Source organism: Mucilaginibacter sabulilitoris (genome assembly GCF_034262375.1).
Classification (GTDB): domain Bacteria; phylum Bacteroidota; class Bacteroidia; order Sphingobacteriales; family Sphingobacteriaceae; genus Mucilaginibacter; species Mucilaginibacter sabulilitoris.
Map to the genome: position 1 here is coordinate 1,624,448 of NZ_CP139558.1, position 15,585 is coordinate 1,640,032.

General features: G+C 41.5%; 9 protein-coding genes. 2 read left to right on the top strand and 7 right to left on the bottom strand.

The window, feature by feature from the left end; translation table 11 throughout:
* Position 1: 1 nt before the first annotated feature.
* The 7 genes from SNE25_RS07055 to SNE25_RS31820 form a co-directional block, all read right to left on the bottom strand.
* Entirely contained in the window at positions 2-2,785 is a 2,784-nt protein-coding gene (locus SNE25_RS07055) for a M14 family metallopeptidase (RefSeq protein WP_321564392.1), read from the bottom strand.
* Positions 2,786-2,817: 32 nt separating this feature from the next.
* Positions 2,818-4,155 carry a M20/M25/M40 family metallo-hydrolase gene (locus SNE25_RS07060; RefSeq protein WP_321564393.1) on the bottom strand — a complete coding sequence of 446 codons (1,338 nt, stop codon included), beginning with the start codon at positions 4,153-4,155 and terminating at the stop codon, positions 2,818-2,820.
* Between the two features lie 74 nt (positions 4,156-4,229).
* Positions 4,230-4,850 (bottom strand): hypothetical protein, encoded by a 621-nt coding sequence (locus SNE25_RS07065; protein ID WP_321564394.1) that lies wholly within the window; start codon positions 4,848-4,850, stop codon positions 4,230-4,232.
* Between the two features lie 67 nt (positions 4,851-4,917).
* Entirely contained in the window at positions 4,918-6,516 is a 1,599-nt protein-coding gene (locus SNE25_RS07070; protein WP_321564395.1) for a SusD/RagB family nutrient-binding outer membrane lipoprotein, read from the bottom strand.
* A gap of 36 nt (positions 6,517-6,552) precedes the next feature.
* On the bottom strand, positions 6,553-10,128 hold the full coding sequence (locus SNE25_RS07075; RefSeq protein WP_321564396.1) for a SusC/RagA family TonB-linked outer membrane protein: 3,576 nt from the start codon (positions 10,126-10,128) through the stop codon (positions 6,553-6,555).
* A gap of 245 nt (positions 10,129-10,373) precedes the next feature.
* Complete coding sequence (locus tag SNE25_RS07080; RefSeq protein ID WP_321564397.1) at positions 10,374-11,351, bottom strand: FecR family protein; 978 nt, start codon at positions 11,349-11,351, stop codon at positions 10,374-10,376.
* A 174-nt stretch (positions 11,352-11,525) separates the two neighbouring features.
* Positions 11,526-12,089 (bottom strand): RNA polymerase sigma-70 factor, encoded by a 564-nt coding sequence (locus tag SNE25_RS31820; protein ID WP_407667037.1) that lies wholly within the window; start codon positions 12,087-12,089, stop codon positions 11,526-11,528.
* 430 nt (positions 12,090-12,519) lie between these two features.
* Here SNE25_RS31820 and SNE25_RS07085 point away from each other — a divergent pair, with 430 nt between their 5' ends.
* On the top strand, positions 12,520-14,010 hold the full coding sequence (locus SNE25_RS07085) for a PAS domain S-box protein (RefSeq protein WP_321564398.1): 1,491 nt from the start codon (positions 12,520-12,522) through the stop codon (positions 14,008-14,010).
* 463 nt (positions 14,011-14,473) lie between these two features.
* On the top strand, positions 14,474-15,526 hold the full coding sequence (locus SNE25_RS07090; protein WP_321564399.1) for a response regulator: 1,053 nt from the start codon (positions 14,474-14,476) through the stop codon (positions 15,524-15,526).
* Positions 15,527-15,585: the final 59 nt, after the last annotated feature.

Sequence of the window (15,585 nt, forward strand, 5' to 3'; positions counted from 1 at the left end):
ATCATTTGCTGAAATACAGTTGGTTAAATAATAACCGAAATGTACTTTGCGACTGGCCGCGGAAGGTAATTTCGGGTCCGAAAGCATATAATTTACCAGCACCAACAGGCGCTATAAAAGCAGCCACACCATCTTTCAAATAAGCTTGCCCCCATGCCCAACCGCTGTGCAATGGCTTATCGGTATCAAACCACGCCAGGCGTTTTACTCCTTTTGAATCAGCATCAGCATCCAGTTTAAATACCGGGCTCCGGTCAAAATCAACGTCATTTTCTGCAGGCATACCATAATTGGCGGGCTCTGAAGTTTCAAAGCGAGTGCTTAGCAAACTACCTGGTATATAGTATTTTAATGCGGATATGGGGCGCTCTTTACCATCGGCTCCATTTACTACTAAAGCATTGTGTACAGGCAAGCCTAAATGATAGGCTAAATTGGTGCTGGTACCAATAGTTACTATACTGCCGCCACTTTCCATAAATTTTTTAAGCTGAGGAATGGATTTCTCGGCCGTGATCTTACCAATCCATGGGCGGAATTCTGCCGCTACCGAATCGGCAGATGGCTGCTTGTTACGAAATTCGGAAACATCGCCTCCCTTGCCAAGCGGAGGAATAGCGCCGGTTACAAAGATCAGTACGTCGTATTTTTTACGAAGGTCACCCGCGTCAATCTCTTGCGGATAAATGATTTGCGCGTTATAGTGATATTGCTCCATTAACCAGCGTACCCAGCCCGACGGGATAGAGCCACCATAGGTATTCCAGACCCCGATACGCGTTGGAAAAATTTTAACGCCCCCTGCAGGGGCTTTCTCTACGCCCGTAACTTTGAGGCCCAGGCTTTTGGTTTCTTTAGCGAGTATCGTTTTTGCCTCGACGGATGCCGGAATATAAAAAGTACCTGGCCCGTCTTCGGGCATGCCTGTAACACCGTTTGGTAAACGGTAAACCTTGGCACCCGCTTTAAGCAAATCATTTACCGTTATAAAACCATTGTTGATGGACGGGCTTATCAGATAACCAGCCTTTGCATTCGTAGTAAGATTTAATGAAGGAGGCGATTGCAAACTACCGTAAGGCACTTTTTCAAACGGTCCGTTAAAACCTTCGGTCATGCGATCAAAGTTAACGCCCATTTGGAATGCCAGTGTCCAGCCGGCAGCGTCATAAGGTTTAATTGGCGGGCCGCCCTCGTATTGAAAATCATTTGGATGGTCCTGTGGTTCAAACATATCAATCACATGCGGACGGAAAGCCTGATCTGTTTTAACGACGTAGGAGCCCGCCGGATAATTTTTGCCTGCCACGCTGAAGTCGGTAGTTGCCTTCTGAACCTGGATGCCCGATAAAAGCAAGGCATTGATAAACTTAACGGCAGTTGGAAAATCGGTTTGATCTGCCGGGATAATATAAGCCCTCGCATCCCTGTTCTTGGGGTCTTTCAGCACCTGGTCATAATATTTTGCCGGGATATCGCCTTCCCTGCCAAAAGCAAACTCGCCCGATGAATTCGCACCACCTACGCTGTCCTTTTTTGATGGCTTCTTTTCTTTCTTATAAGCCATGTTTATAGAATCAATATACTTTGGATAAAACGTCCAGTGGTCGGTGCTGCCGCGCTCAATGGAGTTTTTACCCATACGATAAATATTGTATAGTAATTCGCTGCGGTAACGTGCAGCGTAATCAAGCACCGCGTAGTTTAAGGATACCGAGTAATCTATAGATTGACGAAAGTGCCATGTTTGCGGAACAATAGGATTTGGAGTTGCCCCATTCGGAATCAGACGCTCCGGAACCAAAGCCACGGTTTCGGGGGTTGGGTTTCCGATGATCTCGGTAAGTAAGCCAACCATGTTATGAAAATAGGGGGTAGTGCGTAAACCACCATTCCACCAGGTTGAGAACTGTGACCCTGCACGTTGTGTATATCCTGGTTTACCCTCTACATTAAGCCTGTTGTTCATGGCAGCGCCAACTGCATCAATACTGGTCACGATCAATGGGTCGAACACATAATTAAAGGGGTCGCGATAGGGTGGACCGGCCAGTACTGAACCTGCCGGACCGCGCTGGTGGTGGTTGTACATGATCTGCGGAATCCATTCTACAAACAGCTGCCTGCTGATGTTCTGACTTTCCTTCATGTTCATCATGTAGAAATCGCGGTTGTTATCATGCCCAACGTATTTTTGCCAAAGACGGGGTACGTTGGTATTGCGTTTTTTAGGATCTTTTTCGCCCATGTACCAGTTTGATACCAGCTCCTGCCCGTCGGGATTGGCATGTGCCAACAGAATAATATCATTGTTGAGGATGTTCATGGTTTCGGCATCGGTACGGCTTACCAGCTGCCACATGGTTTCAATAAGCTGATGTGCGCCAACCACTTCAGTAGCATGCAAACCGCCGTCAATCCATATTACTGATTTTCCTTCGGCAGCGAGGCTCTTAGCCTGCTCATCAGTAAGCGCATCGGCATGGGCCAGCTTTTGAGAGATATCCTTGTAATGATCAAGCTTTTTCAAGTTTTCGGGTGATGAAACGATGAGCATATATTGATGCCTTCCTTCTTCTGTCATGCCGATATCCACTAATCGTGCACGGTCAGAGGCAGCCAACTTTTTAAAATACGCCTCCGTTTGCGTATAATTTGCCAACTGGTAATCATCTCCAATATTAAAACCAAAGTGTTCCTTTGGTGAAGGAACTGTTTGTGCCTGCAATACCGACGCGTAAAACAGCGTGGGTAAAACAAGCATCCGGTTAAGTTTTTTGATCATGGTTTATTTTTTAATAGTGTTTAGTTCCTGATTTATTTTGACATACCTGCTTCGGTAAGCAATAGTAACATGGCCCTTTGTGTGGCTACATAAGCCCGTTTATCATCAAGCCACCATTCGCCCAAAGCATGGGCGCCGCCCGATTTGCCCCCACTGCCGATAGTAACTGCCGGGATACCTTTTGAAATAGGAATATTAGAGTTGGTTGAACCTACCCCCAGACTGGGAGAGGCTTGTAAAAAGCTCGCGGTAGCAATGGCCCGCTGCACAAATGGAATGCTGGGGTCTTCCATACCCGAAGGGCGTTCGCCAATCAGTTTCACATCAACGGTAAGATTAGGGCCGAGGCGTTTCATCTGGTTCTCCTCTGCCAGTGCCTTTTGAACGGCATCCTGCAGCATCTTATCTATCCCCACCAGGCGCTCCTGACTTTCAGACCGCATATCAACCTCCATCCATGACTCAAAGGGGATGGAGTTAACAGACGTTCCGCCGCCAATTACGCCAACGTTGTAAGTAACTCTTACACCTTTTTCGCGGGTAAATTTATCGGCATCCAAAACCCAGTAATGAATAGCGCGGGCTAAGGCATTGTGCGGGTTGGCCAAGCCAAACGCACCTGATGAATGCCCCCCCAAACCTTTAAATGTAATACGGTAACGGTGCGAGCCTAAACCCCGGTGAACAACCCTGTCAACACTGGTACCGTCAATGGCGATGTACGAATCTATTTTACCCGGCCCCGAACTACTGAAAAGGTTTCGTACTCCACGCAGATTACCCTGGCCTTCTTCCCCAACTGCGCCTATGAACAGGAGGTCGGCATCGGTTTTTATTTCGTTCTTTTTCATTGCTTTAAGTACGGTGAGTACTACGGCAAGCGCCCTGGTATCGTCAGATATGCCCGGAGCATATAGCGTATCGCCCTTGTGCGCTATCTTAACGTCGGTTCCTTCGGGGAAAACGGTATCCATGTGTCCTTCCAACGCCACTGTTTTTTTGCCCTTACGACCTTTAACCTTGGCTATTACATTGCCGGCCGTATCAGTCCATACAGAATCTGCTCCGGCGGCTTTTAGCATCTCGGCAAACTTTTTGGCTCTTACGGTTTCCTTATACGGTGGCGCGGGTATTTCGGTAAGCAGGATATGATCGGCCAGGGTTTGCGGTTGTAGATCAACAATGGTTTGCAGCGCCTTTTTTACAACAGATTTGCCTGCAATAGCACTCACCTCCTGGCTGTACTGTTTACCGGCAATAACTGTTTTTTTTACCTCCGGCGTGTCTTCCTGCGCGTATAATTTTGGCACAGCAAGCGTTAGTAATAAAAGCATTACTGCTTTTATTATATATTTTTTGTTCATGCTCATGTTAGCTTTTTTACGGGTTTAACTTCTATTTACCCGCAACTTATGTTACAGGTTTTTAAATTGGTTACTGCCGGTTACTGGCTTTTAAACCTTGCACCGGTACGGCAATCGCCGGGTTCGCCCCGCGCTTCATCAACAATGTTATTAAAGAAGGTAACTATCCTACGGCCATCATTCAGGTTCAGAATAAACTTGAATAAAAAGTAATCATTCACCTTAACATCATTTAGAGATATGCCTGTTATAGACGCCAGTTGTGCCGCAGTAAATGTGTACGTTTTGGGCAAATCGGTTGCCGTATCAAACAGTTTATCATTAGTACCAACTATGCTCGGAAGCGGAAACTGTGCGATGTTTGGATACTGGTTACCCGGATAAGAAATAACAATTGGATAGGCCGGCACACTTGCTTCGGCCCTGTTGAAACTGCTGTATACTTCAATTGATTTTACACCGCTTGTACCCAAAGCTTCCGAGCTAAGCACGAACGAAAATTGTTCGCCAGCCAAATTGGGGTCTTTCAGGTTAAAAAAGGCAACTTTAGCGGTTTGCCGTGTAGGCAGCGCTGATTTTGTGGTATCGATGGTTACAATAGGGACTGCCGTATAAGTATAGGCCTCCCACTCGTAATGCACCTTTTTACAGGCTGTCAATCCCATCAAAACCAGTGACATCACCAGTATGAGATTTTTCATATATTTTTTTGTTTGGTAATCCTTCATGTTTATTTAGTTAGGTTCAATAAATTATCAGTAAACCATATTATTTATCCCAAAAAACGGGCGTAATTTGCTGTGCTACCTGAAGCTGGCTGCCGTTAGCGCTAAAAAAGGTATTGGCAGACAATTCTGTTTGCGAATAATAAAGCCTGAGCGGAAACACATTAAGCGGCGATAACAGTGTGCGTAAAACCGGCAAGCCTGTTCGTCTGTAATCGTTGTAAACCTCCATGCCATTGCCAAAATCGGCAATGTATTTCTGCGTCATTACCAGGTTTAGCTTCCCGCTGTTATCTGCGGCATCATATTGCTCCAGCAACCTGTTTACGAAACCAGTTATAGCCGTGACTGATAATGTTGTACCGCCATTTGCAGCCGCGTAGGTACTTATACTATTTAAATTAGCGGTTACCGCATCGCTAAAATTCTGGCGTGCATCGTCGCCGGTCGCTAAGGTTAATGCGGCTTCGGCCCTGATGAATTTAACCATGGCATTGGTGATGAGCGGCATAATGCCGGCGCCTGTACCATCGGTAACAGCTACCACTTTTGCCGAACCCGTAGCGCCGGTGTTATCCAAATAAATGTTTGCATCTGTGAGGTTGTTGATGGGACTGTTATCATATAAACCACCTGCCGGATAGATGCCAAAGACCGACCGGCGCGACTGATCTGCCGGGGCGGCGGTACCGTCGCCGGGATTACGGCCGTAATAGCCGTTGCTGTTGGTGGAGTTATTCAAGCCAGCCGTAGCATTTTGCCTGAAGATAAAATAACGTAAACGGGGATCATCGCTGTTAAATAACATATCTATCCATGACTGGCTGGCATAAAATGTTTTTCCTGCCTGATAGTCGGCCCGGTGCCAGGGATGGCGGTTGTTGGGGTTTTGATTAGATCCGAATTTGAAAGTAAAATCGCCGGTATTGCTGCTTATTAACGGCGCCCCGCTGCTGATTATGCCTTTAATAGCTGTAGCCGAGCGGGCAGGGTCAACTAAACGGATCTGGTTGTATAATTTTAGCTTTAATGAATTAGCCATGCTTATCCATGAGCTTTTAGTACCTCCGTAAAACACATCCGCAGAAGATGGCACCAGCGTTGTCGCGGTTACTTTACCGGCGTCGGCTATACCTTCATCTATTAAAACCAGCAGCTTCTCATAAATATCGGCGCCCTTGTCTAACGCGGCGTTTGGATTTTGCCGGCCCTGTTCGGCGGAGGCATAAGGTATATCGCCCCACATATCAACCATTAAGCTATATAAATAAGCCTTTTCAAATTTGGCTACAGATACATAACCCCATTGCTGCTGCGCCGTGCCGTTGCTGATAACCAATTCAAGGTCATTAAGGGTTTGGCTGTAAAATCCATCCCATGAGTTGCTAAAATCATCGCCCTGTTGCTGAAAACGGCTTTGCCCGGTAGAGAAAACGGTTTGTTGTACGAAAGTTGAAGTGCCGCTGTTGAGCTGGTACATATTGGCCACCAGCGATATTTCTGTTGATGGAAGCAGTAATGACAACTGTGCTGTTGTAGGGTTGTTAGGATCGGCGTTTATGTCTACAAACTTTTTGCACGAACTACCCGCAAGCAAAACACCTGTTAGCAGTAAAATGTATCTTTTATTTCTGAGTTTCATAAAAATACTTAGTTTAAATACGTTTAATTTTGTTGCTTAAAAGCTGACCCTTAGGTTAATACCAAATCTTTTAGTTGTGGGAACCGCCAGGTTATCATAGCCCTGTGAATTACCCACACCTAATGAACTTACTTCAGGATCAAAATTTGTGTATTTAGGAAAGTTTGGTGCATAGTACCACAAATTGCGGCCGCTTACAGAAATGGTTGCCGAGCCAAATGGCGTTCCCTTTAAAACATTTTTGGGTAACTGATATGACAGGGATACTTCGCGCAGGCGAAATACGGTAGCATCAAATATAGATCCTTCGTTAACACCTCCGGGCCCTAAGCCACCACTAAAAAAATAATCTTCATAAGATATGGCTACGTTATTAGGGATCTCCTTACCGTTGGCATCAAGCAGGGGTTGCAAGGTAGATGCGTTACCCAGTACCCCGGGTGATACGATAACTATTTCCCTGTTTTCCGTGTCTTTGGTTACGCCGCGGGCCATCATTTGGCCAACCGTGTTGGAGTAAATATCGCCGCCTTTTTTCCAGTCGAACAATACACCTAACGAAAAACCTTTGAAATTGAACGTATTGGTGATGCCCAGTATAAAATCGGGATTGGGGTTACCTATAGGCTGCAGGGAACCAGAGATGAGCGGTTTACCTGTATTAGGATCTATCAGGATTTGACCAGACGCGTCGCGGGCATAAGCCGTACCATTAATTAAGCCGTAAGGCTGACCAACAATATGTACACTGCTGGTACCATCGGCGCCACCGTAAACAAATTTCTGGTAGCCACCCAAATCATTAATGATATTGCGGTTACGGGTAAACACGGTTGATACATCCCAGTTGAAGCCCTGGCTGCTGCGGAACGGTGAAAAATTAAGCCCAACCTCGATACCTTTATTGGTTGCCCTGCCCAGGTTGAGTATCTGGGTGGTAAAACCTGATGAAGGAGCAGCAGTTACTTCAAATATTTGCGATGTGCTTTTTTTGCTGTAATAAGTAAAATCGAGCCCAATGCGGTTATCAAAGAACTGTAATTCGGTACCTAATTCCAGCTCGGTAATAAACTCGGGTTTTAAATTATCATTGGTAAGCAAATTTGCCAGGGTAACTGAGTTGTAAGTGCTCCCGCCGGCGGGAGTAAATGGCGTACCTACTGAACCGGTACCCGATGACGACCCGAGTGGTGAATTAACAAGATAAAACTCGGCTGTTTGATAGGCTGATGCCTCATTACCCACCCGGGTATAGCCCGCCCTTATTTTACCAAAGTTAAGGATGTTGTCAGGAATATTTAATGCCTTGGTAAATATTAATGAACCATTGGCGCCACCGTAAAAGTAGCTGCGGTTATTGGGTGGCAGTGTTGATGATATATCATTACGGCCTACAAGATTTAATGAAGCATAGTTTTTATAATCTAAGGTAATATCCGTAAAGAAGGCATAAAACCGTTGCTCCAATATATTGCGGTTGTTTACCAGCTGAACAGGGGTAATGGAACTTGTGTTGGTAATGGTATTTAAATCGGCAACAATCATCCCATCGCCATAAAATGCCTTACGGTTGGTTAAGCGCTGGTTAATGTTATTACCCAGTATCCATTTTAATGTAAGGTTATTATTTATAGCCTTATTTACGGTAACCAGCAAGGTATTGTCAAGCTCCTGGCGATAAATATCATCAGTAGTTATACTTCCGTTAGGGTAGGATGATGAACCTTTTCCCCTTACGTTTAGCCTCCTGTCGGTATAAGCGTTAAAACCTGCTGTGTTTTGAATGTTTAACCAGGGCAGGGGATCAAAGCCCAGTACTAAGTTTCCATAATATCGGTCGACATCACTTGTGGAAACACTATGTTTAACAGACCAGTAAGGGTTATCGACGCCGGTATAATCATACACGTTGGTGCCATCAATAGGATTTTCGTAGGGATAGTGTGTTAAATCATAACTGGTAGGCGTGTACATGAGCGCCGACATGATGGAGCCGGTAGAACCACCGATAGGCGGTGTTTTTTGCCTGGTAGTTACATAGTTAATGGAACCGCTTGCATAAAATTTATTATCGAGCTTGATGTTACCCCCTATATTGATAGAAGTACGGTTAATTTCGTTATTGGGTACTACGCCAGTATTAGTGGTTCGGGATAAACCAGCTGTAAAATTGCCTTTTTCGCTGCCCGAAGATATGTTAACAGCGTTTTCGTACACGCTACCTGTTTGAAAAAAGTTTTTTACGTTTTGGTCTGCATAAGACTTGTAGGGAACCTGGATGGGGGTAATACCATCGGACTCATAAAACTGCGGAAATACGGCCGAACTGAACTGCCGGGTTAGCTGTGCAGGTACCGTAGTGCGGGTAGGCAGTAAACTTGGCACACCTACATAAGGTTGTCCCCACGAAGCGTATACGCCCTGCCTGTAATCATTATTGGTACCCTGACCATATTTATCCTGATACTCTGGCAGGCCCGATACATTTTCAAAGGCATAAGAAGTGCTGTATGTAATCTCGGTACCCTTACGGCTTTGCTTTTTGCCAGATTTGGTGGTGATGATCACCGCGCCATTGGCGGCCCTTGAACCATATAAGGCTGCTGCTGCTGCGCCTTTAAGCACCGTCATGTTTTGAATATTATTCGGATCGAGGTCAAAAGCACGGTTGGTAACCCCAGATGCTCCTACGCTGGTAGCGCCAACATTGGTAAAGCTGGAGTTATCAAACGGAACACCGTCAACCACAAACAGAGGTTGATTGTTGCCGTTCAAAGAGGAATTACCGCGGATGGTAATATTAGTACCGCCACCGGCAACACCACCCGACGATTGAATGTTTACACCCGCAACCTTACCGGTTAACGCCCTTAAAGGGTCGGGCTCTGATTTCTGAGCCAGCTTATCGGCATTTATGGTACTTACCGAGTAGCCTAATGATGATTTGTCACGCTTGATACCCGCAGCTGTTACTACAACCTCGCTAAGTGTTTTTGAATTTTGAGTAAGCTGCATATTGATCACTGTCGATTCGCCAACGGTTACTTCCTGCGTATCAAAACTGATGTAGGTAAAAACCAGTACACTGGCATTATTGGGAACAGTTATCCGGTAATTGCCATCCATATCGGTAACGGTACCTGCCTTTGTGCCCTTAACAGATATACTTACACCTGGCAAGGTGGTTCCGTCGGCTTTGACCGTGACTTTACCGGTAACGATGTGGTCTTTAATACTGGCTATCCAGTTACTGCTATCCTTAGCCTCGCTAATTGAGGCTACTTCGTGATTTTTTTTTAAGATGATGTAACCGCTGTGTTCGTTTACGCTATAGTCAATATCCAGTTTAATCAGTAATTTATTCAGTATGTCGCTTAGCTTTTCCTGACTGGCATTAACGCTTACCTTGCTTTTAAGCGGAATTATGCTGGAGCTGTAAACAAATTTTACCTCAACTTTATTTTTAATGTTATTGAGCGCGTCTTCCAGGGTAACATTCTTTAAGTTGATCGAAAGCCTTTTATTTAAAATATCCTGCGCATAATCAGGATTAGCGAATGCAACGCCTGACAGCATAATCACAACCATAAATTGTAAAACTGAAATTCGCATAAGCTTAATTAAAAGAACCTTTTTCTTTTCCTTACATTTTTGCATACATTTGTTTGTTTTGTTGATTTTTGAATGGAATGAGACAAAAAAATCCCTTACCCACAGCAATGGGTTATCTTATTAATAAAAGACCTGGGAAAATTTAGGGCAGAGGTGGCTTCAACATCTCTGCTTTTTTTGTGAAGAGGGTTTTTATTTAATCATACGCCTTTCTTTTAGTTTTAGTTAATTAGTTATTTATTTGATCAGTTAGTTGGGTTATCAGTTATGGTTACCGCGCCCTGCTTAATTGCAAATTCAAGATTAAGCGCCTCGCACATCATGTTCATCGTGTTTACTAACGACTGGTCGGTAAAATCGGCCGTTATGCGGGTGTTGTTGGGGCGTAAGGCCTTATAGTTAATTTTTACCTCAAACTTTTTTCCTATCCGGTGTAAGACCTCACCGATAGTGGCGTCGTTAAAAAACATGTCATACTCGGTTCCCCTGGTAAGTGAGGCCACTTCTACAACCGGATGCGTTTCCTGTATAATTGTTTTTTTTACTTCAGAGAATGTCCCTTTTTGGTGAGGGCGTAAGGTAACTGCAGCTGCATTGGCGGAGCTCAGAAAAACCCGACCCGTTAAAACATTCACCTCTATTTTATTTGAAGTTCTCTTTATATTAAAGCTTGTACCCAACACTCGGGTAGTTAAAACACCACAATGAATGATAAACGGATGGGCAGCATCTTTAGCAACCTCAAAAAGCGCTTCTCCCTCCAAATCAACATTACGCAAATTGCCCTGAAACTTCACCGGATAACTCAATTTGCTGTTTCCCTTTAACCAGACAATAGTACCGTCTGAAAGGATACTTTTTGTAATATGGCCGGCCGAGTTTGCAACCGACGTGTAGCGTTGTATGTTAAAAATATCTTTGAGCTGGTTACTGAAAGCAAAAACAGCAATGCCCAGTAAAACAAAGCATGATGCTACTTTTAACCATAGTCGCATCCTTATTATAACAGATGTACGTTTGGGGCTACCAACCGGTCCTATCCTGTTCATGAGGTCAGCATAGGTTTTGCTTTGAGAAGCATCCTTTTCTGTTTCTGTTAAATTGCCGAACGCGCTTTCATCAGTAATGTGCCTTAGCCATTCCTCAACTTTAAATTTTTCTTCCATGCTTAACTGATCTTTTAAATACAGATCAATTAATGTTTCAAACTCTTTGTCTCGCATCCATTTTAACTGCAATTTATTACAGCGTTCTATATGTAAGTAAACTCAGGAATACAAAACACCTATGCTTATTTAAGATTTTTTTATAAAAAATTAACATTTGTCACAAAATATGCAATCAAAGCGTAAAATAATTGTTAAAACGGTAGGAAAATATGAAAATGGGAAAGATGATTACATCAAAAAGTCACCTAATGATGAGCGTAAGTATTTTAACGCTTTAGTTAATTGATTTTCGACGGTCTTATGAGAGATATTCAATAAATTTGCTATGTTTTTTATGGACTGATGTTCGTCGCGGCTCAACCTGTAAATTTGCTGGCACTTTTCGGGGAGTTTGGACACTTCGTTTTCAACTTTCGATCTCAGATCGGAAAAATAGATATTCTCTTCGTTTGAATTATCAAAGAATATTTTCTCGAAATTGAAATAACTTTCGGCATAGTACCTTTTTACCTTTTCAGATTTGAGGTAGTTTAACGTTTGAAACCTAATAGCTGTAAATAAATAAGCTTTGAGAGAATGAGTTATGTTTAATTCGGAGCGCTTGTTCCATAATGAAAAAAAAGTCTCCTGTACAATTTCTTCGCAAATAACCTTATTTCTTAATATATTGTAGGCATAACTGTAAAGATCTGTGCAATACAGGTGATAAATATTTTCAAATGCAGATATATTTCCCTCTTTTAAAGAAAGAAGTGTGTTTTCTTCGCTATATTTGATAATTTTTTTAATGATTTTTTATATTTAGTAAAAAACTACGATAAATATAAAAAATTAAGTCAATAAAAATTGCATTTATGGCAATTTATACCCAATTAAAATCAAAAATATTACATTATTTGTTTCTGAATTTGAAAAATGATCAATACATATAACTTATATGTATCGAAGAGTATCAGAATCTAAAAAAAATCATTCGTTTATAATTATTGAGGCGCGCTTTTTCAGAAGTTGATCTGAATAGCTTGTGAAGTTTGTACTATTACTACAAAAAGTCAATTGATAAAAGTATTATTACTGTTCTTGTATGCTCTTATTTATTACTCCCAAGATAATTTGTGAATTTAAGTTCTAAATGATTATTTTTAATTGACCAATATGCCGTCATAATCATATTTATTGCCAAATAAACATGATTTTATAACCTTATTATGTCCTGAATTTCATGTTAGAGAACGTTAATAAAAGCCTGATTGACTGGGACCATCTGGATATAACAGATCATAGCTTATCCATGCTTGCCTATTGGGATCAAAATTTAATATGCAGGTATGCCAACCAGGCTTATTTAGATTGGTTTGGTAAGGGTGAGCATGAGATGGTTAATAAAATAAAGATGCAGGATTTATTGGGTGATTTTTTTCACAAATACCTGCCATTTATAATAGGGGTTCTGGAGGGCAAAGTACAGCGGTTTGAGCGCGAAATCGAAACCCCGTCGGGCGAAATACGACGCGCCATTGCTACCTTTACTCCAGATTACGAAAACGAAAAAGTAAAAGGCTTTTTTATATATGTATCAGATGTCACAAGCAAAAAAGCAGAAGGATATTTAAACGGTTTCCCCGATCCCGAGAATAATATTTCTGAAGGAGAGAAGATACTTGATGAGGTAGTAAAAACATTAAAATCTTGTTTACTAACCGGATTCCCGGGAATTACGCCGCTTGCCAAACTGCATTTTATATCTGAATCCAAGCTTAAAAGGGATTTTAAAGCTAGATATAACTCTAGCATTTTTTCATATTACAGAACCCTGCAAATGGAGCTGGCCGAAAAATATCTGCATGAAAAAAAATTCAATAAAAAACAGCTTGCCATAGTACTTAACTTTTCTAATCCTTCTAATTTCTCGGCTTGTTATAAAAAATATCGGGATTCAAAAAAAGCAAACAGCTTGCTTGAAAACATCAATAAAGCTATTGATGAACGATATAAAACTTTTGTTTCACAAGCCCCTTATGCAATTGCTATGCTTGATAAGGATATGAAATACATGGCATTTTCAAATCAATGGTTAATTGATTATGGTTGCCAGGAAAGGGAATTAATAGGGACCGTTCACAAATATATTTTACCCGAACTTGAAACAAAACTTAAGGAAATTTATAAAATATCGTTAACCGGGGAGGTCAATAAATGCGATGAAGAATTTGTAGAAAAGATAGATGGCTCTAAGCTATGGATCAAATGGGATATCAGGCCATGGTACAATTATAATAACGTAATTGGGGGACTATTGATTTGCACGGAAGACATTTCTGCCTTAAAACTAAAGGATTTGGAAAATGCCAAGATGTTAGAGATTCTGAATAAAACCAATGAAATAGCGCGTATTGGAACATGGAAAAGAGATTTTAAAAATAATACAGCTACCTGGAGTAAAATAACAAAGGAGATATTAGAAGTGCCTGAGAGTACAGAACCTGCTCCGGGTATAACTTATGAATTTTATAAAGAGGGCCGCAGCAGAAATTTAGTAAGGAAAGCGTTTAAGAATGCATTGGAAAATGGTTTAGAATTTGATATCGAGGTAAATCTAATTACATACAAGGGTAATTTAAAGCGGGTAAGGATAATAGGCTACCCTGAATTGTCTGATGGAACACATGAAAGAATTGCCGGTATATTTCAGGATATTTCAAAGTTTACCTAAGCTTAAAGAATACTTTACAGGTAAACGGAAATAAATTTAATAAATTTATAATTATATGGTTCTGATGGGGGTATAAATTAGCTGTGGATACACCAAATAGGAGTATTTATAGCTGAATTGACCCTCTACAGGTATAAATTGGTCTTTTACGAGTGTTAATTCTGTTTTTGTAAAGTGTAAGTTTGTTTATCCCTACCAATTTATTGTATGCTCGTCGAAATATTTTATGGAGACGGGAATTAAGAGCCGATAAAAGTTTACTTCCGATCGGAGGCAAATCAGTATCTAAAATTATGTTGTAAATAATTTTTTTATATGAATAGCTCCCGGCAGAAAGTCAGAAATAATAGAGTGTTAAACGGATTCAAGATTTATTAAGTTACGTTTTTAGAAAAAAAATTATTTTTTTATATAATCAGAACTAAAGTGAGTTAATACCCCAATAACTTTAACCTTATTGACCATGAACGAATGTATACTTATCATTGACGACGACGACGTAATGAGGAGCTTAGCGGCTAAGATTTTAAATCAAGTCGGTTATAATGTAATACAAGCCAACAATGGTAAAGCCGGCGTTAGCTTAGCCTCCCAAATGAAACCTGATCTGATATTATGTGATATCATGATGCCGGAAATGGATGGTTTTGATGTTTTACAACTAATAAGCAAGAATCAGGAAACAGCAATTATCCCCTTTATATTTTTAACAGCAAAAACAGACAGGCTTGATTTTAGAAAAGGTATGGAAATGGGTGCCGATGATTACATCATTAAACCATTTAACCGTACCGAATTGCTAAACGCGGTTGAGTGCCGATTAAAGAAAAACGAAGTACGTAAAGTTTCTTTTACCAAGGCTCTGCAAAACCTCGATAATTTGGCAAATAATTCGAAAGATGAAAAAGCCGAATTAAAAGCTTTAATAGCAAGCCGTAAAATACGCCAGGTTAAAAAGAAACAGATATTATATTACGAGGGCGATCAGCCAACCGGTATATATCTTATTCTTGACGGTTGTATTAAAACCATGAAATTATCAGATGATGGGAGGGAGTTTATGACAGGGCTATATAAGGCTGATAATTATTTAGGTGTAAATGCCCTGCTGTTAAATGAAGTCTATAAAGAAACAGCCGTGGCGGTTGAGGATGCCACTGTATGCCTGCTTCCAAAAGATATTATTTTATCGCTTCTTACACGCTATCCTGCAATTAGTCAGCAGTTTTTAAGGATACTTTCAAACAATATATCCGAAAAAGAAGACCAAATGCTGGAGCTTGCCTACAATTCGGTAAGGAAACGCTTGGCCCAGGTATTGTTGCGGTTAAATAAAAAATCAGACGATCCATTATTATTAAAAGTATCCCGCGAAGAACTGGCGGGCATGGCAGGTATGGCTATGGAAACCGTTAGCCGAACTTTAACAAATTTTAAAGATGAAGGATTGATTGAGAAAAAGAGCGGGCATATTATGATACTTGAACTTAACCGGCTTGAAAAAATAAAGAACTGATTAAAACCAGTTTTTATTTTTCGATGATGAATGTAAAATAATTTCTCTCTGAAATTATT